At 67.7% G+C, this 23,524-nt stretch carries 23 protein-coding genes; 2 read left to right on the top strand and 21 right to left on the bottom strand.

What is annotated here, in order from left to right; translation table 11 throughout:
• Positions 1-35 precede the first annotated feature (35 nt).
• The 4 genes from madC to murA form a co-directional block, all read right to left on the bottom strand.
• Complete coding sequence (gene madC / locus ACZ5QD_RS02600; RefSeq protein ID WP_006896391.1) at positions 36-1,538, bottom strand: MadC family VWA domain-containing protein; 1,503 nt, start codon at positions 1,536-1,538, stop codon at positions 36-38.
• On the bottom strand, positions 1,535-2,602 hold the full coding sequence (locus ACZ5QD_RS02595) for a MadB family AAA-type ATPase (RefSeq protein ID WP_464367091.1): 1,068 nt from the start codon (positions 2,600-2,602) through the stop codon (positions 1,535-1,537). Before ACZ5QD_RS02595 ends, madC begins: the two co-directional genes overlap by 4 nt.
• Before the next feature lie 44 nt (positions 2,603-2,646).
• Entirely contained in the window at positions 2,647-3,918 is a 1,272-nt protein-coding gene (gene mdo, locus ACZ5QD_RS02590) for an NDMA-dependent methanol dehydrogenase (protein ID WP_375002239.1), read from the bottom strand.
• A gap of 196 nt (positions 3,919-4,114) precedes the next feature.
• A complete protein-coding gene (murA, locus tag ACZ5QD_RS02585) occupies positions 4,115-5,371 on the bottom strand; it encodes a UDP-N-acetylglucosamine 1-carboxyvinyltransferase (protein ID WP_006896394.1) in 1,257 nt (418 codons plus the stop codon).
• 37 nt (positions 5,372-5,408) lie between these two features.
• On the opposite strand from murA, the gene ACZ5QD_RS02580 reads away from it, so the two are divergent.
• On the top strand, positions 5,409-5,999 hold the full coding sequence (locus ACZ5QD_RS02580; RefSeq protein ID WP_375002242.1) for a cob(I)yrinic acid a,c-diamide adenosyltransferase: 591 nt from the start codon (positions 5,409-5,411) through the stop codon (positions 5,997-5,999).
• 20 nt (positions 6,000-6,019) lie between these two features.
• On the opposite strand, the gene ACZ5QD_RS02575 is transcribed toward ACZ5QD_RS02580, so the two are convergent.
• From ACZ5QD_RS02575 to rpmE, 16 genes are all read right to left on the bottom strand, one after another.
• The gene (locus tag ACZ5QD_RS02575) at positions 6,020-6,469 is read right to left on the bottom strand and encodes a DUF2550 domain-containing protein (RefSeq protein ID WP_006896396.1); all 450 of its coding nucleotides are present in this window, start codon (positions 6,467-6,469) and stop codon (positions 6,020-6,022) included.
• Between the two features lie 136 nt (positions 6,470-6,605).
• On the bottom strand, positions 6,606-6,983 hold the full coding sequence (locus ACZ5QD_RS02570; protein WP_006896397.1) for a F0F1 ATP synthase subunit epsilon: 378 nt from the start codon (positions 6,981-6,983) through the stop codon (positions 6,606-6,608).
• 9 nt (positions 6,984-6,992) lie between these two features.
• Positions 6,993-8,438, bottom strand: coding sequence for a F0F1 ATP synthase subunit beta (atpD, locus tag ACZ5QD_RS02565; protein ID WP_006896398.1), 1,446 nt, complete (start codon positions 8,436-8,438; stop codon positions 6,993-6,995).
• A gap of 38 nt (positions 8,439-8,476) precedes the next feature.
• Positions 8,477-9,430, bottom strand: a complete 954-nt coding sequence (locus ACZ5QD_RS02560; RefSeq protein WP_006896399.1) for a F0F1 ATP synthase subunit gamma — start codon at positions 9,428-9,430, stop codon at positions 8,477-8,479.
• 1 nt (position 9,431) lies between these two features.
• On the bottom strand, positions 9,432-11,066 hold the full coding sequence (gene atpA, locus ACZ5QD_RS02555; RefSeq protein ID WP_006896400.1) for a F0F1 ATP synthase subunit alpha: 1,635 nt from the start codon (positions 11,064-11,066) through the stop codon (positions 9,432-9,434).
• Between the two features lie 66 nt (positions 11,067-11,132).
• On the bottom strand, positions 11,133-11,957 hold the full coding sequence (locus ACZ5QD_RS02550; protein ID WP_006896401.1) for a F0F1 ATP synthase subunit delta: 825 nt from the start codon (positions 11,955-11,957) through the stop codon (positions 11,133-11,135).
• A gap of 124 nt (positions 11,958-12,081) precedes the next feature.
• Positions 12,082-12,636, bottom strand: coding sequence for a F0F1 ATP synthase subunit B (locus tag ACZ5QD_RS02545; RefSeq protein ID WP_006896402.1), 555 nt, complete (start codon positions 12,634-12,636; stop codon positions 12,082-12,084).
• A 14-nt stretch (positions 12,637-12,650) separates the two neighbouring features.
• A complete protein-coding gene (locus ACZ5QD_RS02540) occupies positions 12,651-12,893 on the bottom strand; it encodes an ATP synthase F0 subunit C (RefSeq protein ID WP_006896403.1) in 243 nt (80 codons plus the stop codon).
• Positions 12,894-13,006: 113 nt separating this feature from the next.
• Positions 13,007-13,735, bottom strand: coding sequence for a F0F1 ATP synthase subunit A (atpB, locus tag ACZ5QD_RS02535; RefSeq protein ID WP_231875735.1), 729 nt, complete (start codon positions 13,733-13,735; stop codon positions 13,007-13,009).
• A 301-nt stretch (positions 13,736-14,036) separates the two neighbouring features.
• Complete coding sequence (locus ACZ5QD_RS02530) at positions 14,037-14,528, bottom strand: hypothetical protein (RefSeq protein ID WP_006896405.1); 492 nt, start codon at positions 14,526-14,528, stop codon at positions 14,037-14,039.
• 27 nt (positions 14,529-14,555) lie between these two features.
• Positions 14,556-15,713: a glycosyltransferase family 4 protein gene (locus ACZ5QD_RS02525; RefSeq protein ID WP_062367574.1), complete on the bottom strand. Its 1,158-nt coding sequence runs from the start codon at positions 15,711-15,713 to the stop codon at positions 14,556-14,558.
• Positions 15,714-15,715: 2 nt separating this feature from the next.
• Positions 15,716-16,939 (bottom strand): serine hydroxymethyltransferase, encoded by a 1,224-nt coding sequence (locus ACZ5QD_RS02520; RefSeq protein ID WP_006896407.1) that lies wholly within the window; start codon positions 16,937-16,939, stop codon positions 15,716-15,718.
• Positions 16,936-17,595, bottom strand: coding sequence for an L-threonylcarbamoyladenylate synthase (locus tag ACZ5QD_RS02515; RefSeq protein ID WP_039867458.1), 660 nt, complete (start codon positions 17,593-17,595; stop codon positions 16,936-16,938). Before ACZ5QD_RS02515 ends, ACZ5QD_RS02520 begins: the two co-directional genes overlap by 4 nt.
• A complete protein-coding gene (gene prmC / locus ACZ5QD_RS02510) occupies positions 17,592-18,524 on the bottom strand; it encodes a peptide chain release factor N(5)-glutamine methyltransferase (RefSeq protein ID WP_006896409.1) in 933 nt (310 codons plus the stop codon). The genes ACZ5QD_RS02515 and prmC overlap by 4 nt, the downstream gene beginning before the upstream one ends.
• A complete protein-coding gene (gene prfA, locus ACZ5QD_RS02505; protein ID WP_006896410.1) occupies positions 18,521-19,594 on the bottom strand; it encodes a peptide chain release factor 1 in 1,074 nt (357 codons plus the stop codon). Before prfA ends, prmC begins: the two co-directional genes overlap by 4 nt.
• 184 nt (positions 19,595-19,778) lie before the next feature.
• A complete protein-coding gene (gene rpmE / locus ACZ5QD_RS02500) occupies positions 19,779-19,991 on the bottom strand; it encodes a 50S ribosomal protein L31 (protein ID WP_006896411.1) in 213 nt (70 codons plus the stop codon).
• Positions 19,992-20,291: 300 nt separating this feature from the next.
• Between rpmE and ACZ5QD_RS02495 the strand changes: the two genes are divergently transcribed.
• Positions 20,292-21,476, top strand: coding sequence for a diflavin oxidoreductase (locus ACZ5QD_RS02495; RefSeq protein ID WP_062367562.1), 1,185 nt, complete (start codon positions 20,292-20,294; stop codon positions 21,474-21,476).
• Positions 21,477-21,569: 93 nt separating this feature from the next.
• Here ACZ5QD_RS02495 and rho read toward each other — a convergent pair whose 3' ends face one another.
• A complete protein-coding gene (gene rho / locus ACZ5QD_RS02490) occupies positions 21,570-23,498 on the bottom strand; it encodes a transcription termination factor Rho (protein ID WP_464367254.1) in 1,929 nt (642 codons plus the stop codon).
• Positions 23,499-23,524 lie beyond the last annotated feature (26 nt).

Below are 23,524 nucleotides of genomic sequence, written 5' to 3'. Positions count from 1 at the left end.
CGATCACCTCCTGTTCGCCGGTGACGCTACCCCGCTCAGCGCAGCGCCGCGCCGAGTTCATCGCACCGGGTGAGGATCTCTTCACCGTCGCGCGCGCTCACGACACCGGCACAGTGTTCGGCGTAATCGCCTAGCGCACAACCGGTTTGGTTCCAGTATCGGGAGGGTTCCGGCGTCAGCCAGGCCACTCGGTAAGCGCGGCGCGCGATCTCGGCGAAGAGGTCCACCCGGGGATCGAAGGCGTTGCTCCGTCCGTCCCCGACCACCAGCACGCTGGTCCGCCGGGAGAGCAGGTCGCCGAAGCGGTCGAGCACGGCGGCCCAGGTGCGTCCGTAGTCGCTCGTCGCGGCGAGGTCGAGACCGTCGGCGGCCAGGACTGCCGCCAGAGCGTCGTCGGTGTCGGCGGCCCGCAGAGCCGGCGTCACGAGCACCGGATCGTCGACGAAGGCCATCACCTCGCATCGATCGCCGAAGCGGTGCAGGGTCTGAGCGAGCCGCAGGATGAAGCCGGCGACCGGGCGCACCGATAGGGAGACGTCCACGATCACCAACAGTCGCACCGGCCCGGGCACGGTCCGGCGTCGCCACAGGTCGACGGGAATCCCGTCGGTCGCGATCGCCGCGCGCATGGTGGCCCGCATGTCCAGACGGCCGGTGTCGGCGAGTCGGGGAACCCGTCTCGGAGCTCCTCGCATCCGCTGGACCAGCCGATGACAGGCCCGATCGAGATCGGCCTGGTCGCGGTGTTCGACGGCAGTCCCGGCCGGATCGGCCGCCACCGTCTCGATCCGCTCCGACAGTGCGTCGACGAACCGCGCGAGGGCTTCCTCCAGCGCCTCGCGCCGTTCGGCGCCGAGCCCGGCGACCTGGTCGCACGGGCCGTCCTGCTCGTACGCCGTCCGGCCGTCACCCGCGCCGAGGGCGCGCAGCAGACTGGCCGCGTCGGCCAGCGACAGCGCTCCGCCCTGGACGCGCGCGGTGCTCGCGACCAGTTCTCCGACGTCCGCGGCAGCGGCGTGGTCCACGTCTATCGTGTACGTGGCGCCGCTGCTCACGTTGTCCGATTCGGTTGCGACCTGGAGTTCCTCGGTGCCGGACGAGACCGAGAAATCGTCGTCCTCGCGGTGTGAGCTCTCGCCCGTCCGTTCGGCGGCATCGGGATCGTCGATCATCAGATCGCCGATCTCCTCGGTGTGCTCGTCGGCACCGATCATCCGTCCGGCGCCGGTGAAGTCCTCGTCCCAGGCGACGTCGTCGGGCAGATCGTTGACGACGGTCCGCACCTTCGGCCGATCGGCGGCCGTCTCCTCGGGCCGGCCGAGACCGAAGTAGGTCGCGAACGCACGCTCGAACATCGGCTGCTCGTGCGAGTACTTCACGCTGGCGCACCGGAGCCCCGTCCGGAGGCGATCGAGGTCGGCCGCTCCGACGATGTCCATCACACGCCGGATCTCGATCACCTCCGCGGGCGACGCCGGGAGGCCGTGGGCTCGCAGCGTGTGGCCGAAGGCCACGGCGAGACCGTCGAGCACGGTCATCGCCGCGCTCCGGCACCGGACCGGGCCCGGCCGGCACCGAAGGCGGTGGCGGTCCCCGAACCCGTCACGCCCGAACCCGCCGTCCCCGATCCGGCCTTCGCACCCGATCCGAGATCGGACGCGAGGAGCCGTCGCACCTGGTCGAGGTCGGTGCCGAACTTCACCAGCAACGACATCAACGCCGGGTCGCCGTCACCGGCTCGCCGATCACCCAGGAGTGCCGCGGCCCGCGCCGCGTCGATCACCTCGGCGATCGACGGACTCTTGCGGAGCGGGAGTTCGCGGAGCCGGCGCGCCAGATCGACGACGTCGGCGACCACCGCCTCGGGCACCCCGGGCGCCCGCACCGCCACGATGCGCTGCTCCCGCTCGGCCGTCGGGTACGACACCTGGAAGTGCAGACACCGCCGCTTGAGCGCGGGCGAGAGCTCCCGGGTGTCGTTGGAGGTGAGGATCACCCACGGCGCCGACCGCGCGACGAAGGTGCCGAGTTCGGGAACGGTCACCTGGCGTTCGGCGAGCACCTCCAGCATCACCGCCTCCATCGCCTCGTCCGTGCGGTCGATCTCGTCGACCAAGAGCACCGTCGGCGCCGTGGACATGATGGCCGCGAGGAGCGGACGCGGCACCAGGAAGTCCTCGGTGTACACGCCGACGTCGGTTCGCGCGAGCGCCGACGACGCGGCCGAGAGCGTCTCGTGGGCCGCCAGTTCGTCGCTGATGCGGTCACGGAGCATCTGCACGTGCAGCAGTTGGCGTGCGTAGTCCCACTCGTACAGCGCCCGCGCGTCGTCGAGGCCCTCGTAGCACTGGAGCCTGATGAGTTCCCGGCCCGACGCCGCGGCGAGGGCCTTCGCCAGCTCCGTCTTCCCGACGCCGGCCGGGCCCTCCAGCAGCAACGGACGGTCGAGCAGGGTCGCGAGGTGCAGCACCACCGCGAGGTCCGGCTCGATCAGATAACCCTGCGCCTCCAGCGACGCGGTCAGGTCGTCGACCGTCTCGAACTGCGCGATCGGTTCGCCGTCCCGCGGTTCGGCAGGCACAGGCTTCCTCGTCTTCGTCATCTCCATCACGGCACGTATCTCCTCGTCCTGCTCGACCGTCGCGATCAGTAGCTTCCGGTCATCGCGTGGCGGATCATCGGAATCTGCGACTCGACCGTGCATTCGCGCGGATTGGCCGGCGTGCACCAGTCCTCCATCATGTGCTCGGAGATGGTGCGGATTATCTCGTCGGAGGTGTCGATCGACGAGCCGCGGCCTTCGTACTTGCCCGTGTTCATCCGGTTCTTCTGGTAGGTGTCGGGGTGCACCGAGCCGAAGTTGTCGGGAATGCCGAGGTCCTTCGACAGCCGGATCGCGGCCTCGACCGCGGCGTCGGCCGCCTGCACCGTCGTCATGTTGCGGGTGTCGACGCCCATCAGCGGCGCGATCTCGGCGAATCGCTCGTACCGCGCCGGCAGGTTGTACTCCCACACGCGCGGCAACGCGATCGCGTTGTTCAGTCCGTGATGCAGGTCGAAGTACGCGCTGACCGCATGCGACATCGAGTGGATCTGGCCGAGACCGCCCGAGTTGAACGCCTGGGCCGCGATGTACTGGGCGTGCATCATGCCGGTCCGTGCCTCCAGGTTGTGGGGGTCGTAGACGGCGGTGGGCAGGTGTTTCGCGATCAGCTCGATCGAGTACTTGGCGTTCCCCAGCGAGGGCGCGAAGTCCAGTCGCGAGACGTACGGCTCACTGGCGTGTGCGAGGACGTCGAAACCGCAGTACGCGGTGAACTCCTGCGGGCACGAGTAGTAGAGCAACGGATCGTCCATCGCCAGATCCACCAGGCAGGTGTCGTCGAAGGCCACCCACTTGTGCGGCTTGTCCATGTCGGAGGTGTCGGTGATGACGTACGCCCACGACGTCTCCGAACCCGTGCCCGCGGTGGTCGAGACCGCGATGTGCTTCGGGTTCTCCTTATTGGTGGCCTTGGAGAAGCCTTCGAACTCGTTGATGTTGCGGCCGTCGTGCGCGATCACCATTCGCGCGCCCTTCGCCGCATCGTGGCTCGAGCCGCCGCCGACCGAGATGATCCCGTCGCACTTCTCCGACTGGTAGCGAGCCGCGGCGTCCATCGCGTTGGTGTCCTTCGGGTTCGACTGCACCTCGTCGAACAGGACCACGTCGACGCCCTGGTACTCGATCTTCCCGGTCAGCTCCTCGATGATCCCGGAACCGCGCAGGCCGGTCGTCATCAACAGCACGCGGGTCATGCCGAGTTCCTTGGCTTCGACACCGAGCATGTCGTGCGCGCCGACGCCGAGCTTCGCCTTCGGGAACGGGTGGAACTCCTTGATCGGGAAGTCCCAGATCTGATTCAGCTCGATTGCCATGGGCTGGTCAACTCCTTCTGTCCGGGATGCGGTGCACCCCGTTGCCGAAACGGTCCCCACCAGCGTGTTCCCCGTCACATCATGGCGACAAGGGGCCCTGACCCGGCGCCGAGAGGATCAGCCCGAGCGGATGGGAGACGCACCTGGCCGTTCGGACAGGTTCTGCGTTGAAGGAGGGCGAACGACGAAGGGGCGTTCAGCCGGAGACGCGCTCGATCTTGCCGCCGAGCGCGCTCAGCTGCTCTTCGAAGTTCGGGTACCCGCGGTCGATGTGCTCCACGTCGTGCACCTCGGTGACGCCGTCGGCGACCAGACCCGCCAGCACCAGACCGACGCCGGCACGGATGTCGGACGACCACACCGGCGCGCTCGAAAGCGTCTCGACACCGCGGATCACCGCGTGGTGCCCGTCGGTGCGGGCGTCGGCGCCGAGCCGCACCATCTCCTCGACGAACCGGAAGCGCGCCTCGAAGACGTTCTCGGTGATCATCGACATGCCCTCGGAGACGGCCGCCAGCCCGATCGCCATCGGCTGCATGTCGGTCGGGTAGCCCGGATACGGCAGCGTCGCGGTGTTCACCGCCACCGGCCGGCCTGCCTGCACCACGCGGAAACCGTCGTCGAACCGCTCCACCGTGGACCCCGCGTCTTCGAGCTTCTTCAGCACGAGTCGGAGATGATCAGGGTCCACGCCGCGCACCCGGATGTCGCCGCGGGTCATCGCCGCAGCCACTCCCCAGGTTCCGGCGACGATCCGGTCGCCGACCACGTGGTGGCGGGTCGGGCTCAGCGACCGCACGCCGGTGACAGTGAGCGTGGGCGAGCCGACGCCGTCGATTCGGGCGCCCATCTGGATCAACATCTCACAGAGGTCGACGATCTCCGGTTCGCGAGCGGCGTTGTCGATGGTCGTGACGCCCTCGGCGAGCACGGCCGCCATCAGGATGTTCTCGGTGGCTCCCACCGAGGGGAACTCCAGCGCGACCGCCGCACCGGTGAGTTCCTCGGCCTCGGCGACCACGCAGCCGTGCTCGATCGCACTCTGTGCCCCCAGCGCGCGCAGTCCGGCCTGGTGCATGTCGAGCGGCCGGGAACCGATGGCGTCACCGCCCGGCAGGGCCACCACCGCCCGGCGTCGCCGGGCCATCAGCGGGCCCAGCACACAGACCGAGGCGCGGAACTGCTTCACCGCGTCGAAGTCCGCGTGGTACTCGGGCTCGGCGGGCACGTCGATCACCACCACGTCGCCGTCGATCATCACCTCGGCGCCGAGTCCGCGCAGCACGTCCGCCATCAGCGGGACGTCGGCGATCTCGGGCGCATTGGTCAGAACTGTGCGGCCCTCCGCGAGCAGTGCCGCCGCCATGAGCTTCAGAACGCTGTTCTTGGCTCCCCCAACCGTCACCTCTCCCGCCAGCCGTGCCCCACCAGTAACCAAGTAGCGATCACTCACGCACACAGCTTATCGCCGGACGCGTAGGTTGACAGACATGGCAGTCCATCTCACGCGCATCTACACCCGCACCGGCGACGACGGGACCACCGGTCTCTCCGACTTCTCACGAGTCCCGAAGACCGACTCCCGAGTGGTCGCGTACGCCGACTGCGATGAGGCCAACGCGGCCATCGGAGCCGCTCTCACGCTCGCCGCGGACGTCCCGCCCGAAATCGCGGAGGTCCTGACCACGGTCCAGAACGACCTCTTCGACGCCGGGGCCGATCTCTCCACCCCGGTCGTCGACGATCCGAAGTATCCGCCGCTGCGGATCGAACCGGAGTACATCGACGCGCTCGAAGCCTGGTGCGACTCCTTCGGCGCCGAGCTCGCTCCCCTGGACTCGTTCATCCTCCCCGGCGGTACCGGGCTGTCGGCGCTTCTGCACCAGGCGCGGGTGGTGACCAGGCGAGCCGAGCGCTCCGCCTGGGCGGCGATCGCCGAACATCCCGACGATTCGTCCGTGCTTCCGGCCAAGTACCTCAACCGGCTCTCCGACCTGCTCTTCATCCTGGCACGGGTCAGCAACGTGCGCGCCGGGGTCGGCGACGTCAAGTGGGTTCCGGGAGGCGACCGGAAGCGGTGAGGAGCGGGGCGCGCCCGGTATCAGGCGGCCGGACGACGCCGCTTGGACCGCTTCGGGGCACGCGCCTCGATCCACGACTGGAAGGCCGTGGAGACCGCCGGGCTCATGCCGATTTCGTAGCGGCCACCGGCACCGGAGCGCCCTATCGACAGCTCGACGATGGCGAAGTCGGCGTCCATGATCTCCAGTTCGGTGCCGACCGGGGCTCGGCGTCCCACGATCTCGATCCGGCGGCGCGAGAGGCTGACGGTGGGGCCCGGACGCAGGGAACTGAGGCGGTAGTACGCGAGGGCGTCGTCGCCGTACTGCACCGACCCGTGCCGCCAGCCCTGATCGGCGTCGGCGGGCAGCGACCGCAGCAGCACCGGAGTCCCGGCGCGCCGGACCTCGATCAGCCGGTAGACGACGCCTGCGGCCACGAACAGGCCGGCCACGACGACGCCGACGATCACCCATACCCACATCGGCACCGCATCAACCTCCTCACATGCAGGTATACACGACCGCGGATGAGCCCTTCCTGAGACGACGACAGCCGCCCTGCAGAGCAGGACGGCTGTCGTCGTCTAAATCACATCTGCTGCGCGCAATGTCGCAGTCTCCCGGTCAGCCCACGGCTTCCGCGGCGCGGACCCGGGACTTGGCCCGGAGGAACTCCGCGCTGCCCTCGTCGGCCGACTCCAGCACCGAGCGCTCGGCGGCGACATCGATGTCGGAGGCGAACTGCGCGTGCTCGGCGAGCACGGTGACCGACTCGCCGGTCACCGACAGGAATCCGCCCTGCACCGCGAACGCGGTCCGGTTTCCACCGGACTCGGTCACGACGACGCAGCCGCCGGGAGCGAGCTCAGCCAGCATCGGAGCGTGGCTCGCGAGAATGCCGAGTTCGCCGACGGTGGTCTGAGCCACGAGGAACGTCGCGTCGCCGGAGTACAGTTCCGAGTCCGGCGAGACGACCTCGAGTCGGAAAGTCTTGTCAGCCATGAGCAGCGACTACTTTCCGGCGATCTTCTTGGCTGCAGCCTCGACGTCGTCGAGCCCGCCGCAGCTGTTGAAGGCCTGCTCGGGCAGGTGATCGAACTCGCCCTTGCACACGCGGTCGAAGGCCTCGATGGTGTCCGACAGCGGGACGACCGAACCCTTCTGGCCGGTGAACTTCTCGGCGACCAGGAAGTTCTGGCCGAGGAACTTCTGCAGGCGACGGGCGCGCGCGACCGTGACCTTGTCCTCTTCCGAGAGCTCGTCCATACCGAGGATCGCGATGATGTCCTGCAGCTCCTTGTACTTCTGCAGGATGCGCTTGACCTCGTTGGCGACGCGGAAGTGCTCGTCGCCCACGATCGAGGCCTCGAGGATTCGCGAGGTCGAGGTCAGCGGATCCACGGCCGGGTAGATACCCAGCTGCGAGATCGGGCGCGAGAGCTCGGTGGTGGCGTCGAGGTGCGCGAACGTGGTTGCCGGCGCGGGGTCGGTGTAGTCGTCCGCGGGGACGTAGATCGCCTGCAGCGAGGTGATCGAACGGCCCTTGGTCGAGGTGATGCGCTCCTGCAGCTCGCCCATCTCGTCGGCCAGCGTGGGCTGGTAACCCACAGCCGAAGGCATACGGCCGAGCAGGGTCGAGACCTCGGAACCGGCCTGGGTGAAACGGAAGATGTTGTCGATGAACAGCAGCACGTCCTGGTGCTGCACGTCGCGGAAGTACTCGGCCATGGTCAGGGCCGAGAGAGCGACGCGCATACGCGTGCCCGGCGGCTCGTCCATCTGGCCGAACACCAGCGCGGTGTCCTGAAGAACGCCCATCTCCTCCATCTCGAGGTGGAGGTCGGTGCCCTCACGCGTACGCTCGCCGACGCCCGCGAACACCGAGGTGCCCGAGAACTCGCGAGCGATACGGGTGATCATCTCCTGGATCAGAACGGTCTTGCCGACACCGGCGCCACCGAACAGACCGATCTTGCCGCCCTTGACGTACGGGGTCAGCAGGTCGATGACCTTGATGCCGGTCTCGAGGATCTCGGTCTTGCCCTCGAGCTGATCGAAGGCCGGCGGCTTGCGGTGGATACCCCACTGCTCGCCGTCGCGACCGGTGCCCGGCGCATCCAGGCAGTCGCCCAGCGCGTTGAAGACGTGGCCCTTGACGACGTCACCGACGGGAACCGAGATCGGCTTGCCGGTGTCGACGACGGCCGCACCGCGGACGAGGCCGTCGGTGGGCTGCATCGAGACGGTGCGGACGACGTTGTCGCCGAGGTGCTGAGCGACCTCGAGCGTCAGGGTCTTCGCGACCGCCGGAAGGGTGACCTCCGCGTGCAGGGCGTTGAACAGGGCGGGAATGGCGCCGCGCGGGAACTCGACATCGACGACGGGGCCGATCACCCGGGCGACACGACCGGCTGTCGCGGACGCGGCCCCCGGCGTATCAGTGACTGCTGCAGTCATTGTTCTTCACTTTCCTTCAGGTGTGTCTTGTGTCGCGATCAGTTCGCCAGCGCTTCGACGCCGCCGACGATCTCGCTGATTTCCTGGGTGATCTGCGCCTGACGGGCCGCGTTGGCCTGACGGGACAGGTTCCTCTCGAGCTCGGTCGCGTTGTCGGTCGCCGCCTTCATGGCGGTGCGACGTGCCGCATTCTCCGATGCCGCCGACTCGAGCAGCGCAGCGAAGATCCGCGATGCCACGTACTTCGGCAACAGCGCGTCGAGCAGTTCCTTGGCCTCGGGCTCGAACTCCACCTCGGCGCTCACCTCGGCGTTGGCGGAGTCCTCGAGGATGTCCTCCCCCATGTTCAACTGCTCGATCTCGAACTCGACGTCGATCGGCGCCATCCGGCGCACCACCGGCTTCTGCGTCAGCATCGACACGAAACGCGTGTAGACGATGTGCAGTTCGTCGACGCCCTCGATCTCGCCGCCCTCGGGCAGCGCCACCGACTCACCGGATCCGGCCAGGAAGGAGTCCACGAGATGGTGGACCGCGTCGGCGCTGTCGGAGAACTTCGGCTGCTGGGAGAACCCGGACCAGCCGGCGGCCACCGGACGGTCACGGAAGGTGTAGTACCCGATGCCCTTGCGGCCCATCACGTACACGACCGGTTCCTTGCCCTCGCTGCGGAGCAACGAGAGGAGTTCCTCGGTCTCCTTCAGCACGTTCGAGTTGTACCCGCCGCACTGACCGCTGTCGCTGGTGACGACCAGGACCGCGGCGCGGCGCGGGTTCTCCCGATCGACCAGCAGCGGGCTGTCCAGGGACGTGGAGGCGTTCGCCAGCGTCGTGACGACCCGGGTGATCTCCTGGGCGTAGGGACGGGCGGCAGCCACCCGTGCCTGAGCCTTGGTGATCCGCGAGGTCGCGATCAGCTCCTGCGCCTTCGTGATCTTCTTCGTCGATTGAATCGACTTGATCCGTGAGCGCAGCTCCCGAATGGTTGCCATGTTACTTCAGCTTCTTCGTCACTCGGATCGTCTCGGACTCGACGTCCTCGGGCGCCAGCGGGTCGGCCTCGACCTCGACGACACGGCTGCCGTCAGAGGCGATGAAGCCGGCCTTGAAGTTGTTCGTGGCGGTCGCGAGCGCGGCCTTGTCCTCGTCGGTGAGCTTCTTGCCGCCGGCGATGTTGCTGTACACGCCGGAGGCGGTGTGCCGCAGATCGCCGAGGAGCTCGGCCTCGAAGCGACGGATGTCGGCCACCGGCACCGAGTCCATGAAGCCCTCGCCGCAGAGGTACAGCGAGACGATCTGGTCCTCGACGGCGACCGGGCTGTACTGATCCTGCTTGAGCAGTTCCACCCAGCGGGCACCGCGCTCGAGCTGTGCCTTCGACGCGGCGTCCAGGTCCGAGGCGAAGGCCGAGAAGGCCTCCAGCTCACGGAACTGCGCGAGTTCCAGACGCAGCGAGCCGGAGACGTCCTTCAGGCCCTTGGTCTGCGCGGCGCCACCGACACGGGAGACCGAGATACCGACGTTGATCGCCGGGCGGACGCCCTTGTTGAACAGGTCCGACTCGAGGAAGACCTGACCGTCGGTGATCGAGATGACGTTGGTCGGAATGAACGCCGAGACGTCGTTGGCCTTGGTCTCGATGATCGGCAGGCCGGTCATCGATCCGCCGCCGAGCTCGTCGGACAGCTTGGCGCAACGCTCCAGCAGGCGGGAGTGCAGGTAGAACACGTCACCGGGGTACGCCTCGCGGCCCGGCGGGCGGCGCAGCAGCAGCGAGATCGCACGGTAGGCCTCAGCCTGCTTCGACAGGTCGTCGAACACGATCAGGACGTGCTTGCCCTGGTACATCCAGTGCTGGCCGAGGGCCGAGCCGGTGTACGGTGCGAGCCACTTGAAGCCGGCCGAGTCGGACGCCGGAGCGGCGACGATGGTGGTGTACTCCATCGCGCCCGCCTCTTCGAGGGCGGTCTTGACGCCCGCGATGGTCGAGCCCTTCTGACCGATGGCGACGTAGATGCAGCGAACCTGCTTCTCCGGATCACCGGTGGCCCAGTTGGCCTTCTGGTTCAGGATGGCGTCGATGCAGAGCGCGGTCTTGCCGGTCTTGCGGTCGCCGATGACCAGCTGACGCTGGCCGCGGCCGATCGCGGTCATCGCGTCGACGGCCTTGATACCGGTGGCGAGGGACTCCTCGACCGGCTGACGCTCGAGGACGGTGGCTGCCTGCAGTTCGAGGACGCGGTCGCCCTCGGACTCGATGGCGCCCAGTCCGTCGATCGGCGAGCCCAGCGGGTCGATGACTCGGCCGAGGAACTTGTCGCCGACCGGGACCGACAGGACGTTGCCGGTGCGCTTGACTTCCTGGCCCTCTTCGATGTTCTCCGAGTCACCGAGGATGACGGCGCCGACCTCGTCCAGGTCGAGGTTCAGTGCGACGCCGCGGATGCCGCCGGGAAACTCCAGCAGCTCGTTGGCCATGGCACCCGGAAGGCCGCTGACGTGAGCGATGCCGTCGCCGGTGTCGGTGACGGTGCCGATCTCTTCTCGCGAGGCCTGGTTGCCCACGTCTTCGGTGTAACTTGCGATCGCGCTCCGAATTTCATCGGAGGAGATGGTCAACTCCGCCATGTTCCTGCTCTTCCTGGCTTTCTGGTTCTTGGTCTTGGGAATCGATTGTGGTGACGTGCGATGGTGTTACCGCAGGCCGCGACGCAGCGTCGCGATCTTGCCCGAGATGCTGCCGTCGATGCGTTCGTCACCGACACGCACCACGACGCCGCCGAGAAGCTCGGGATCGATGTCGACGTGCAGGGTGACGGGTGCCGAGTAGATCTCGGTGAGCTTGGCCGCGAGCGCGTTGCGCTGATCGCTCGACAGCTCGCCCGCGCTGGTGACGTAGGCGACCTTGCGGCCGTTGCTCGCCGCGGCGAGCTGCGACAGTTCGTCGACCGCGTCGCCGGGGAGCTCCTCGGTGGTCGCGACCGCGTTCACCGCCAGCCGCTCGGTGATGGTGTCCACCTTGCCGTCGATCAGCTTGCGCAGCAACGCGGTGCGATCGGCGGTGCTGCGTGCACGATCGGACAGTGCCTGCTCCAGAGCCGTGTCGCCCTTGATCACGCGTGCGAGGCGGAACAGCTCGTCTTCGACGGCATCGGACTTGCCCGCGTCCTTGGCAGCCAGCAGCAGAGCCTCTCGGCCCAGCCGGCGGAGGCCTTCGACGAGGTCGGCATCGCTTGACCACGCCCGCGCCGCCGTCGAGGAGACGATGGAACGGGTGGCGTCAGAGACCTTGCCGGTCAGGACCTTGTCGGCCACTGCCGCCCGGGTGTCGGGCGCAGTGCTCGAGTCGGCCAGCGCGATGCGCAGCGAGCGGTCACCACTGACGGCGTCGGACACCGACAGCAGTTCCTCGCCGACAGTCACCGCATCGGTGTCGGACGATGCGGAGGTTCCACGAAGGACGGTTTCCAGCTCAACGCGGGCCCCTTCGAGGGCTTCGCGGCTTGACGCTGCGTACATCTAGCTACATTCCTTGTCTAGGCGGACCCCGCCTGGGTGTCGGCTTGCCTCGGATGCGGCGGAGCGAGGGACGGAGATCTCTCCGACCCCCTCGCCGACCCGCACCATCGGTGTATCCATCGGATTACTTGGCGGTCTCGTTCGACACGCCGTCCAGCTCGGCGAGGAACCGGTCGACGGTTCCGGCCTGCTTGACGTCGTCCGACAGGGACGCACCGACCAGCTTCTCGGCCAGATCGACCGACAGCTTGCCGAGGTCACCGCGCAGTTCGGAGACGACCTGCTGACGCTGGGCGTCGAGCTGAGCCGCGCCGTTGGCGATGATCCGCTCGCTCTCGGTGGTTGCCTGAGCCTTCATGTCCGAGACGATCTGCGCACCCTGGGTGCGTGCCTCGTCGCGGATCGCCGCAGCCTCTTCACGAGCTCCTGCGAGCTGCTCGCGGTACGCCGCCAGCTGCTGAGCCGCTTCGGCCTGAGCCGCCTCGGCGCGGGCGATACCGCCCTCGATCGTGTCGTGACGCTCGTCGAGCACCTTGCGGTACCGCGGGATGACGAACTTCCAGAAGACGAAGAGGACGACGGCGAAGGCGACCAGCGACCAGGTGATGTCGTACCACTCGGGAAGGAGCGGGTTATGGCTCTCGCTCTCTTCGGCGAGAATCAGACTGGTGTTGATCATGTCGTGGTCTCGTATCAGAAGATGAAGCCGGCGACGATACCGATCAGCGCCAGAGCCTCAGAGAGTGCGATACCGAGGAACATGGTGGTGCGGATCTGACCGGCCAGCTCGGGCTGACGGGCGATACCCTCGATGGCCTTGCCGGCCACGATGCCGACGCCGATACCGGGGCCGATGGCAGCGAGGCCGTAGCCGATCGCGCCGAAGCCCTTACCCGTGATGGTTTCGTCGGCCAGAGTCTGGGCGATGTAGCTCATCTTTGCGATTCCCTTTCTTGGTGGCTCCCCACCCGGTCGGGCGAGCGAGTCAGTCTGTTTCGGTCCGGCGCTCGTGCCGGCCCGAAGTATTCAGTTGGTCAGGACGAGTCGTGTCAGTGCGCGTCTGCGTGGATCGACTGGTCGATGTAGACCGCGGTCAGCAGAGCGAAGATGTACGCCTGCAGCGCGATGACCAGAAGTTCGAAGAAGGTGAAGCCGACGGCGGCGACGAGCGAGCCCAGTCCGGCGACGCTCCAGATGCCGCTCTTGTCGATGATGAAGAACTGCGTCGCGGCGAAGAACAGCGCGAGCATGATGTGGCCGGACAGCATGTTGGCCATGAGTCGGACGGTCAGCGTGAACGGCCGCAGAATGAAGGTCGAGACGAACTCGATCGGAACCAGCAGGAAGTGGATCGGCAGCGGCACACCGGGGAGCACGATCGAGGATCGGATGAAGCCGAAGAAGCCGAACTTGGCGATGCCCACCCAGCAGTAGGTGATGTAGGCGACCGCCGCCATCACCAGCGGCATGCCGATGCGTGCGTTGGTGGAGATGTTCAGGAACGGGATGATCGAGGTCAAGTTCAGGAAGATCGTCGCGAAGAAGATCGAGGCGATGATCGGCAGGAACTTGCGGCCGTTCTGCTTGCCGAGGATCTCCTCGGCGATGTTGATGCGCACCCAGTCGATGAAGCTCTCACCGACGTTCTGAAGACCACTCGGGACGATCTTGGGGCTGCGCAGAGCGAGCGCGAAAAACGCCGCGACGAGCACCGCCACGACGACTCGGATCAGCATGAGCCGGTCCATTCCCCACCAGGTGTCTTCTCCGAACAGCATCGGGGGGTAGAAGTCATCCAGGGACGGTGCGTGGAACTCGGCTGCGAGGGTGGCGCTCAGCGTTCTCTCCCGTTCTCGGGCCCGCACAACTTCTCAGCCGGCGGGTTCCATCGTTCAGTGTGCGAGGTGCCGCAGTGCATTGAACTGCACATTGCCGCATCGACCCGCGGTGAGCAGACTAGCAAGTCAGGATGGTCAGCGACCAATCCGGGGCGACAATATCTGCATATCGTCCCGATGCAATCGTTCTACTATCAGCCGTAGTAGCTGGTCAGGCGACCCTTCGTGATACTCGTCACATTCAGACCTCCGAGTCGGCGTCCGGACCCACATAGGTCTGCCGGGTGGTCAACACTCCCCACAGTTCGCTGCCCAGAACCAGAACGATCGCGCCGATCAGCATGCTGACCAGCGCGCCTTTGCTGTAGAAGGTCATATCCTTCAGAAGCGCGGTCACAGCGATCACGATCACCACCTTGACGAGGTATCCACCCATGAGGGCCCCCATCACCACGCTCGGTGACGCCTTCGCGGTGAGCAGGATGGTCAACACCGTGATGAGGATGAAGCCGCCGCCGATCGCTGCGCCCACCAGTACGCCCCACAACCCCGGAGTGCCCTTCCAGGGCCACCAGATCAGCAGGCCCGCGACGAGCAGCGCCCCGAGTCCGTAGAGGCCGTACTTGAGGCCGGCCCGCAGCGGCGCGGTGGGATCGGTGGCCTCGTCCAGCGCCCCCGAGTCGATGCCGCTCGCGGCCGGTTCGGGTGATTCGTTCTCGTCATTGGTCGACACGAGAGACCAGGTTAGCCAGCCGCCCCGCTATCGGGCGAACCGGCGGCTCAACCGCGGAGCGAAGGTCGCCGCCAGCGCGATGACCAGACCACCGAAGAACAGCGGCATCACCACCTCGAGAGGCAGCAGGCTGCCCGCCGCCACGGAGAAGGCCAGCACGCCGACCCACAGGTAGATCAGCAGCGCCACGCGTCGCTGCGAATGTCCGAGTTCGAGCAACCGGTGGTGAAGGTGCATCTTGTCCGGCGTGTAGAAGCCCACTCCGGCGCGCGTCCGCCGGATCACCGCCATGATCATGTCGAGCATCGGAATGAACATCACCGCCGCCACCAGGATCAGCGGCGAGAGCAGGGTGAACATATCCGCGGGGCCGTATGCGCTGCGGGCGACGCGGCCCGAGGCGCTCGTCGACGCGGCGGCGAGCATGAGTCCGATCAGCATGGCGCCCGAGTCGCCCATGAAGATCCGCGCCGGCGAGAAGTTGTGCGGCAGAAAGCCCAGGCACGCGCCGGCGAGAGCCACGGTGATCAGGGCCGGCGGGTAGTAACTCACGTCGCCGCCCTGGTCGTGGAGGAGTCCGAGGGAGAACAGGCAGATCGCACTGGCGGCGATGAGCCCGAGTCCGGCCGCGAGGCCGTCGAGTCCGTCGACGAAATTGATCGCGTTGATCGTGGTGACCGTGATGGCGACGGTGAGCAGGCCGGCCTGGAGCGGATCGAGGACCACCGTGCCGATGTCGGCGAACGGCACGTAGAGCAGGTACCAGCTGACGCCCATGATGACCAGGACGCCGGCGGCGGTGAGCTGTCCGACGAATTTGGTCAGCGCATCCAGGCCCCAGCGGTCGTCGATCACGCCGACGAGCACGATCACCAGTCCCGCGGTGATGACGGCCAGCATGTCGTGGGTGTACGAGAATCCGCGGTTCAAAGCGGGCAACTGTGCGGCCAGGCCGATCGCGCAGACGATGCCGATGTACATTCCGACACCGCCGAGCCGCGGCGTCGGGATCACATGGACGTCACGCTGCCGGGGAACGGCGACGGCGCCGAAGCGGACCGCACAGACCCGCACCAGCGAGGTCAGGAAGTACGTGATCCCCGCGGCGGTGAGGCCGACGAGCGCGAGTTCGCGCAAGGGCACGCCAGCACCGCCGCCGGACGACTCCAGCGCGTATCCGAGCACCGTCACCCCTCCCCCACGGCCGCCACGGCGGCGGTGATCGCCGCGCGGCGGGCCTCGTCGGACGGATCGGTCCGCATCGCGTCGAGCATGAGGTCGGCGATCTGCGGCATGTCCGCGGGCCGCAGTCCGTCGGCGGCGAGTACGGCCGTGCCGAAGCGGATGGCCGAGCCCTCGGAGACCGGCGCCTCGTCGAACGGGGTGACCGCCTTGTCGACGATGATCCGGCAGGCCGCCAGCCGCTTGGCCGCTTCCCGTCCGGTGATGCCGAGCGACGAGACCTCGATCACCGCCAGATGCGTGTCGGTGCCGCCCGAGACGGTGCGCAGCCCGCGGGCGCCCAGTTCGGTGGCCAGGGTGGCGGCGTCGTCTGCCACGTCGCGGGCATAGGCCGCGTACTCCGGGCGCAGGCACTCGCCGAACGCCACCGCCTTGGCCGCGATCGAGTGCATCGCCGGAGCACCCTGCATGAACGGGTACACCGCCCGCGAGAGCGAGTCCTCGTGTTCGGACCTGGCGAGCAGCAGTCCGCCGCGCGGTCCGCGCATCACCTTGTTGGTGGCGACCGTCACCACGTCGGCGTACGGCACGGGCGAGTCGAGCACCCCGCCGACGGCGAGACCGGCCAGATGCGCCGCGTCGACCCAGAGGATGCAGTCGGCCTCGTCGGCGATGGTGCGCATCGCCGCGAAGTCCCACGACCGGGAGTAGGACGTACCGCCCGCGACGAGAATCCGCGGCCGGTGGATCAGGGCCAGATCCCGGATCTGGTCGTAGTCGATCCGCTCGGTGTCGCGGCGGACCTCGTAGTTCAGGACACTGAACCAGCGTCCCGACAGGTTCGCGCGCGAGCCGTGTGACTGGTGGCCGCCGTGCTTGAGGTTCAGGGAGAGCACCTGATCGCCCGGCTGCGAGAACGCGGCGTACACCGCGAAGTTCGCGAGCGCCCACGACAGCGGCTGGACGTTGACGTAATCGGCGCCGAACAGCGTGTGCGCGCGGCTGATCGCGAGCTGCTCGACCTCGTCGACCACCTCCGCTCCGCCGTGGTACCGGTGGCCGGGATAGCCCTCGGCGTACTTGTCCGCCAGAATCGATCCGACCGCGGCCCGCACCGCGGGGGTGGCCGTCGACTCCGCGGCCACCATCTGCAGGCTGCCGCGCCGGCGCGTCTCCTCGCGCCGAAGCAGTTCGGCGATCTCCGGATCACTCGCCAGCGGATCGGTCACGGCCGTCCCCGGAGCTCATCCGCGTCCACGTCGAGCACTTCGGCGATGTCCTCGGCGGTGATCGCGCCCTCACGCAGAATGCGAGGGTCCGGGCCGGTGAGGTCGACGATCGTCGAGGCGACGGCATGGTCGGCCGGACCGCCGTCGAGATAGACCGACACCTTCTCCTGCAGCTGCTCGCGGGCCTGGTGCACCTGCACCGCCGGCGGATGGCCGGAGATATTGGCGCTGGAGACGGCCATCGGCCCGATCTCCCGCAGCAGCTCGATCGCGACCGGATGCAGTGGCATGCGGATCATCACGCTGCCCGAGGTGTCGCCGAGATCCCAGGCGAGAGACGGGGCCTGCTCCACCACCAGGCTCAAACCGCCCGGCCAGAAGGCCTGCACCAGCTCTCGGGCCTGCGGCGACACCGACCTGACGAGACCGTCCACGGTGTGCCACGAGCCCACCAGGACCGGTACCGGCATGTCCCGCCCGCGGCCCTTCGCCGCCAGCAGCGACGCGACCGCTTCGCTGTCGAATGCGTCGCACCCGAGTCCGTAGACCGTGTCGGTCGGCATCACGATGAGCCGCCCGGCGCGCACGGCTCCCACCGCCGCCCGGATTCCGGCTTCCCGCTCGTCTGGATCACTGCAATCGAACACCGCGCTCACGTATTCCATCCTTCCACGCCGTCGGCCCCCGATCGCGCAGGGTCACCGACGGCTGCTCGTACAGCGGTCACGAACCGGGGTCGCCCGGCGAGGTCGTCATGGGTGCGGACGGCGGCGAATCCGCCGGTCGCCGTCAGCGCGTCGCGCACCAGATCGGCGGTCGTGTCGTCGTGCTCGACGGCCACAAACGCGCCCACTCGCAGAGCCGAGGCGAGGATCGGCGCCAGTTGATCGATCAGGTCCATTCCGCAGTCGCCGGAGAAGACCGCCTCGGGCGGATCGTGCGCCACCTCCGGTGAGACCTCGGCGCCGGACGGAACGTACGGCGGGTTGCTCACGACGACGTGCGCCGAAGCCAGCAGGGGCGCGACCGCCGCGACATCGGTGACGTCGGCCCGCACCACGGCGACCCGTTCCGTGAGTCCGGTCGCCTCGAGGTTGCGTCGCAGATACGACAGCGCCCGCTCCGAGCGCTCGACGGCCGTCACCGTCGCGTCGGGTGCGCCGGCGGAGATCGCCAGGGCCAGCGCGCCGCTCCCGGAGCACAGGTCGACCACGCGGATCGGGTCGCCCGCACTCTCGCGGAGTTCGGCGATGCGGGCCAGTGCGCACTCCGCTAGCAACTCGGTCTCCGGCCGCGGAATGAAGACTCCCGGTCCCACCGTCAACTCCAGGCCCGCGAAGAATGCGCGAGAAGTGATGTGCTGCAAAGGAACCCGCGAGCAGCGTTGCTCCACGGCGGCAACGACGCGACTGCGCATCTCGGCAGGCACCTCATCGACGAGAAGCAGCCGTCCGGGATCCACCCCGAGCATCTGCGCCACCAGTTCGGCGGCCTCGGCACCGGCCGAGTCGATCCCGGCCTCGGCCAGCCGCACCGCCGCCCACCGGCGCAGAGCGTCGGCCGAACCGCCTTCGGGTGCCGTCACTGCTGCAGGCGTGCCTGCTTGTCGGCGTCGACGAGCGCGTCGAGCAGCGCGTCCATCTCACCGTCGAGCACCGAGTCGAGGTTGTTGGCCTTGTAGCCGATCCGGTGGTCGGTGATGCGGTTCTCCGGGAAGTTGTATGTGCGGATCCGCTCCGAACGGTCCACGGTCCGGATCTGCGCCTGCCGGCCGGCGGCGGCCTCGGCCTCGGCCTCCTCCTCCGCCAGGGCCTTGAGCCGCGCCGCGAGCACCTGCATGGCACGGGCCTTGTTCTGCAACTGCGAGCGCTCGTTCTGACAGGTCACGACGATGTTCGTCGGCAGGTGCGTGATGCGGACCGCCGAGTCGGTGGTGTTGACGCCCTGACCGCCCTTCCCGGAACTGCGGTAGACGTCGATCCGGAGGTCGGACTCGTCGATGTGGATCTCCTCCACCTCGTCGGGCTCCGGGTAGATCAGCACCCCGGCGGCCGATGTGTGGATCCGGCCTTGGGACTCGGTGACCGGAACCCGCTGAACCCGGTGGACACCGCCCTCGAACTTCAGCCGCGACCACACACCGTCGCGGAGCGTCTCCCGCGCCTTGATCGACACGGTGGCCTCCTTGTAGCCGCCGAGATCGGACTCGGTGACGCCCAGGACCGTCGCCTTCCAGCCGCGCTTCTCGCAGTACTTCAGGTACATGCGGACGAGGTCGGAGGCGAACAGCGCCGACTCCTCGCCACCCGCTCCCGACTTGACCTCGAGCACGACGTCGTCGGAATCGTGTGGATCGCGGGGCGCCAGCAGGTCGGTCAGCGCGGCGTCCAACTCGGCGACGGTCGACTCGAGCGCCGGGATCTCCTCGGCGAATCCCGGATCTGCCTCGGCGAGTTCCCTGGCCGCCTCGAGGTCGTCGCGCGCGGCCGTGAGCTTGGTGTAGGTGGTCATCACGGGTGCGAGTTCGGCGAACCGTTTGCCCACGCGGCGCGCGTTGGCCGGGTCGTCGTGCAACGACGGGTCGGACAACTGAGTCTGGAGTCCGGCGTGCTCGGCGAGGATGTCGTCGATCGCGGACGGTTCCTGCGTACTCACCTGATGATTCTCTTTCGTCCTAGGAGGCTCCACCCAGACACTCCGGCGTGCCGCGCCGCGCCAGACGGCGGCGTCGAACGACAGCGGGCGTTAACCGACGGTGGCGTTAAACGACGGTGGGCGTTAAACGACAGACGCCCGACTCGAGATCCGCTGGGATCTCTCGCCGGGCGCCGGATGCAAGCTACTTGACGCGCTTGCCGTAACGCTTCTCGAAGCGAGCCACACGACCGCCGGTATCGAGGATCTTCTGCTTGCCGGTGTAGAACGGGTGGCAGTTGGAGCAGACTTCCACGGTGATGTGGCCGCCCTTGGCGGTGCTGCGCGTGGTGAACTCATTGCCGCAACCGCAGTTGACGGTGGTCACCTCGTAGTCGGGATGGATTCCCTGCTTCATTGATGTCCCTTCATCATGGTCGCCGGGTCACCTCTGATTTTTCAGTGGTGTGAACCGGAACCGGACTGACCGAAGAATTATTCCACAACCCCGGTCACCCCGGCCAATCGCGCAGGTGCGAGGCCTGGCGGTCCTCCAGCGCGACAGCAGTCAGATCGCAGTGAGACCGGTCTCTCTTCCTGTCGGGCCCAACCGGAGCCGACCGCCGGACGGTCTACCCTCGTACTCGGACCGGCCCGGTCGAGGACGCCGTCCACCCCGCACCACGTCCCTGCGAGCCTCCGGGAGCACCGAGTACACATGACGACCGCGAATCCGACGAGTGATGCCGCAACCGCCCGCGCCTCGAAACGGCCTCGCTGGTCCCGCCGGAATCCGTACCCTGCGACCGTGGTGCGCAACAGCCTCCTGACGGCACCCGACAGCGACAAGGAGGTGCGCCACCTCGTACTCGACATCTCCGGCTCCGGGCTGGAGTACCTGCCAGGCGATGCCGTCAACGTCACCCCCGCCAACGAGCCGGCGCTGGTCGCCGCGATCGTCGACCGGCTCGGCGTTCCGGGCGACACGGTGATCACCGACCGCAAGGGTGAGCGGACGCTCACCAATGCACTCACACACGGTTTCGAGATCACCTCGGTCTCGCCGTACCTGCTCGATCACCTCGCGAACGCCCGCGGCGTCGGAGAGGTGGCCGACCTGCTGGCCGGCGACCGTGCCGCACTCGAAGAATGGTCGCGCGGCAGGGACGTCCTGGACCTGCTCAACCTGGACCCCACCTGGTTTCCGACGCCCGAGGCCTTCCTCGGCGAACTGCGCCCCCTCGCCGCCCGCACGTACTCGATCTCGTCGTCGCCTGCCGTCCACGAGGGAACCCTGCACCTGACGCCCGCCACCGTGCGACATTTCGCGACCGAGTTCTGGGGCGATGGCCGCGACCGCGGCGGCGCCGCGTCCACCTATCTCGCCGACCGCGTGGAACCCGGCGACACCGTGGGGATCTACGTGACGGCCAACAAGTCGTTCCGGCTGCCCGAGCCGGACACCGACATCATCATGGTGGGCCCGGGCACGGGCATCGCCCCGTTCCGTGCCTTTCTGCACGAGCGCCGCCAGGACAACGGCCGAGGACGCAACTGGCTGTTCCACGGTGCTCGACATCGCGACCAGGACTTCCTGTACCGCGACGAGATGTGGGCGATGGAAGCCGACGGGACCCTCCGGCTCGACGTCGCCTTCTCCCGCGAGCAGGACGAGAAGGTCTACGTCTCGCACCTCATGGGAGGACGGGGCGAAGAACTGTACAGCTGGATCCGCGACGGCGCGGTCCTCTACGTCTGCGGCGACGCCACCAAGATGGCACGCGACGTGGAGGAGACCCTGGTGGCGATCATTCGCGAGTACGGCGGCTTCGACGATGAGGGAGCACGCGCCGAACTCCAGCGGCTGCGCGAGTCGGGTCAGTACCGCCGCGACGTCTACTGACGCCGCACTCTCCCGAAACGCCCCTGTGCCGTACCCCGTGACCCGATTCGGGTCACGGAATACGGCACAGTGCACCACTCCGCGGTGGAGGCCTCAGTCGTTGTCGACGACGCTGGGCGCGTTCTTGCTCACCTGCATCAGGAACTCGACATTGCTCCGCGTCTTCTTGAGCTGCGCGACGAGCAGGTCGATCGCGGCCTGCGAGTCCAGTCCGGAGAGCAGACGGCGCAGTTTGTGGACGATGGCGAACTCATCCGGCGACAGCAGGAGCTCGTCCTTGCGCGTGCTCGACAGGTTGACGTCGACCGCGGGGAAGACGCGCCGCTCGGCGATCTTACGGTCGAGCTTCAGTTCGGCGTTGCCCGTGCCCTTGAACTCCTCGAAGATCACCGTGTCGCCCGTCGACCCGGTCTCGACCAGCGCCGAAGCGATGATCGTCAGCGATCCGCCGTTCTCGATGTTGCGCGCGGCACCGAGGAATCGCTTCGGCGGATACAGCGCCTGGGAGTCGACACCACCGGAGAGGATGCGGCCCGAGGCGGGCGATGCGTTGTTGTACGCGCGGCCGAGACGGGTGATCGAGTCGAGCAGCACGACGACGTCCATACCGTTCTCCACCAGCCGCTTGGCACGCTCGATCGCGAGCTCCGCGACGCTGGTGTGATCCGACGGCGGGCGGTCGAAGGTCGACGCGATGACCTCGCCCTTCACACTCCGCTGCATATCGGTGACTTCTTCGGGACGCTCGTCCACCAGCACCACCATCAGGTGGCATTCCGGATTGTTGGTGGTGATCGCGTTCGCGATGTCCTGCAGGATCGTCGTCTTACCGGCCTTCGGCGGGGAGACGATCAGCGCACGCTGCCCCTTGCCGATCGGCATGATCAGGTCGATGACGCGGGTGGAGATCCGTTCGGGCGTGGTCTCGAGCCGCAGTCGCTGATTCGGGTAGAGCGGAGTCAGCTTGGTGAAGTCGGGACGCTTGCGCGCCGAGTCGACGTCGGTGCCGTTGACGGTGTCCAGCCGCACCAGCGGATTGAACTTCTGCCGCTGGTTGTTGGGGTTCTCGCCCTCGCGCGGCACCTTCACGGCACCGGTGATCGCGTCACCGCGGCGCAGTCCGTTGCGGCGGACCATGTTCATCGATACGTAGACGTCGTTGGGTCCGGCCAGGTAGCCGGACGTCCGCACGAACGCGTAGTTGTCGAGCACGTCGAGGATGCCCGCCACCGGCGCGAGGACGTCGCCCTCGTTGACCTGGGGCTCCCCCGCGTTGCCGCCGTCGCGGTCGCGTCCGCGACGACGCTCGCGGAACCGGCGTCCGCGGCGACGACCACCGCCCTCGCCGTCGTCGTCATCGTTGTTGTTGCGGTTCTGGTTCTGACCGCCGCCCTGGTTGCCGCCCTGGCCCTGGTTGCCGCCCTGGTTCTTCTGACCCTGGTTCTGGTTCCCGCCCTGGTTCTGATTGCCCTGACCCGACTTATCGCCGCCGTCCTGGCTCTTGTCGCCCTGGTTCCGCTCTCCCCCGCGGTTCCGGTTGCGGTTGCGCCGGTTGCCGTCGCCGTCCTGCTCGCCGCGCTGCTGGGCGGGCTTCTCGTCGCGGCCCTGCTCGGTGTTGCGCTGCTCGGAGCCCTTCTGGTCGGAGCTCTTCTGGTCAGCGCTCTTGTGGTCAGAGCTGTCAGTCTCCGGAGCCTTCGCGGCCCGCGACGATCCATCATCGCCCGCAGCATCGGCGCCGCGCCGGGCGTTGCGCCGTCCCCCGGGCTGCTGATCGTTCGCGGCATGCTCGCCGGCCTGCGGCTTCTCCGGCGCAGACTTCGCTGCGTCGGACTTCTCTGCGTCGGACTTCTCTGCGGGCTTCTCCGCACGCTTGTCCGCTGCGGCCTTCTCTGCGCCCTTGGCGGAGCCTGCTCCGCCGTGCTGATGAGCCCTGATCACGTCGATCAGATCGCCCTTGCGCATTCCCGACGTGCCCTTGATGCCCAGCTCAGCAGCCAGACTGCGGAGTTCGGGCAGCAGCATGGCGGAAAGTCCGGTACGGGCCCGCT

Source organism: Gordonia sp. J1A (assembly GCF_055393515.1).
The sequence above is the reverse complement of the archived record's forward strand: the minus strand, read 5'-3'. Positions and strand labels throughout refer to the sequence as shown.

Coding starts and splice junctions, on each gene's coding strand:
- ACZ5QD_RS02570 (WP_006896397.1), bottom strand. CDS start 6,983: ATGGCTGACAAGACTTTCCGACTCGAGGTCGTCTCGCCGGACTCGGAA.
- mdo (WP_375002239.1), bottom strand. CDS start 3,918: ATGGCAATCGAGCTGAATCAGATCTGGGACTTCCCGATCAAGGAGTTC.
- atpB (WP_231875735.1), bottom strand. CDS start 13,735: ATGCTGTTCGGAGAAGACACCTGGTGGGGAATGGACCGGCTCATGCTG.
- ACZ5QD_RS02550 (WP_006896401.1), bottom strand. CDS start 11,957: ATGTACGCAGCGTCAAGCCGCGAAGCCCTCGAAGGGGCCCGCGTTGAG.
- atpA (WP_006896400.1), bottom strand. CDS start 11,066: ATGGCGGAGTTGACCATCTCCTCCGATGAAATTCGGAGCGCGATCGCA.
- ACZ5QD_RS02495 (WP_062367562.1), top strand. CDS start 20,292: ATGACGACCGCGAATCCGACGAGTGATGCCGCAACCGCCCGCGCCTCG.
- madC (WP_006896391.1), bottom strand. CDS start 1,538: ATGACCGTGCTCGACGGTCTCGCCGTGGCCTTCGGCCACACGCTGCGA.
- ACZ5QD_RS02540 (WP_006896403.1), bottom strand. CDS start 12,893: ATGAGCTACATCGCCCAGACTCTGGCCGACGAAACCATCACGGGTAAG.
- ACZ5QD_RS02580 (WP_375002242.1), top strand. CDS start 5,409: ATGGCAGTCCATCTCACGCGCATCTACACCCGCACCGGCGACGACGGG.
- rpmE (WP_006896411.1), bottom strand. CDS start 19,991: ATGAAGCAGGGAATCCATCCCGACTACGAGGTGACCACCGTCAACTGC.
- ACZ5QD_RS02595 (WP_464367091.1), bottom strand. CDS start 2,602: ATGACGAAGACGAGGAAGCCTGTGCCTGCCGAACCGCGGGACGGCGAA.
- rho (WP_464367254.1), bottom strand. CDS start 23,498: ATGCTGCTGCCCGAACTCCGCAGTCTGGCTGCTGAGCTGGGCATCAAG.
- ACZ5QD_RS02560 (WP_006896399.1), bottom strand. CDS start 9,430: ATGGCAACCATTCGGGAGCTGCGCTCACGGATCAAGTCGATTCAATCG.
- atpD (WP_006896398.1), bottom strand. CDS start 8,438: ATGACTGCAGCAGTCACTGATACGCCGGGGGCCGCGTCCGCGACAGCC.
- ACZ5QD_RS02545 (WP_006896402.1), bottom strand. CDS start 12,636: ATGATCAACACCAGTCTGATTCTCGCCGAAGAGAGCGAGAGCCATAAC.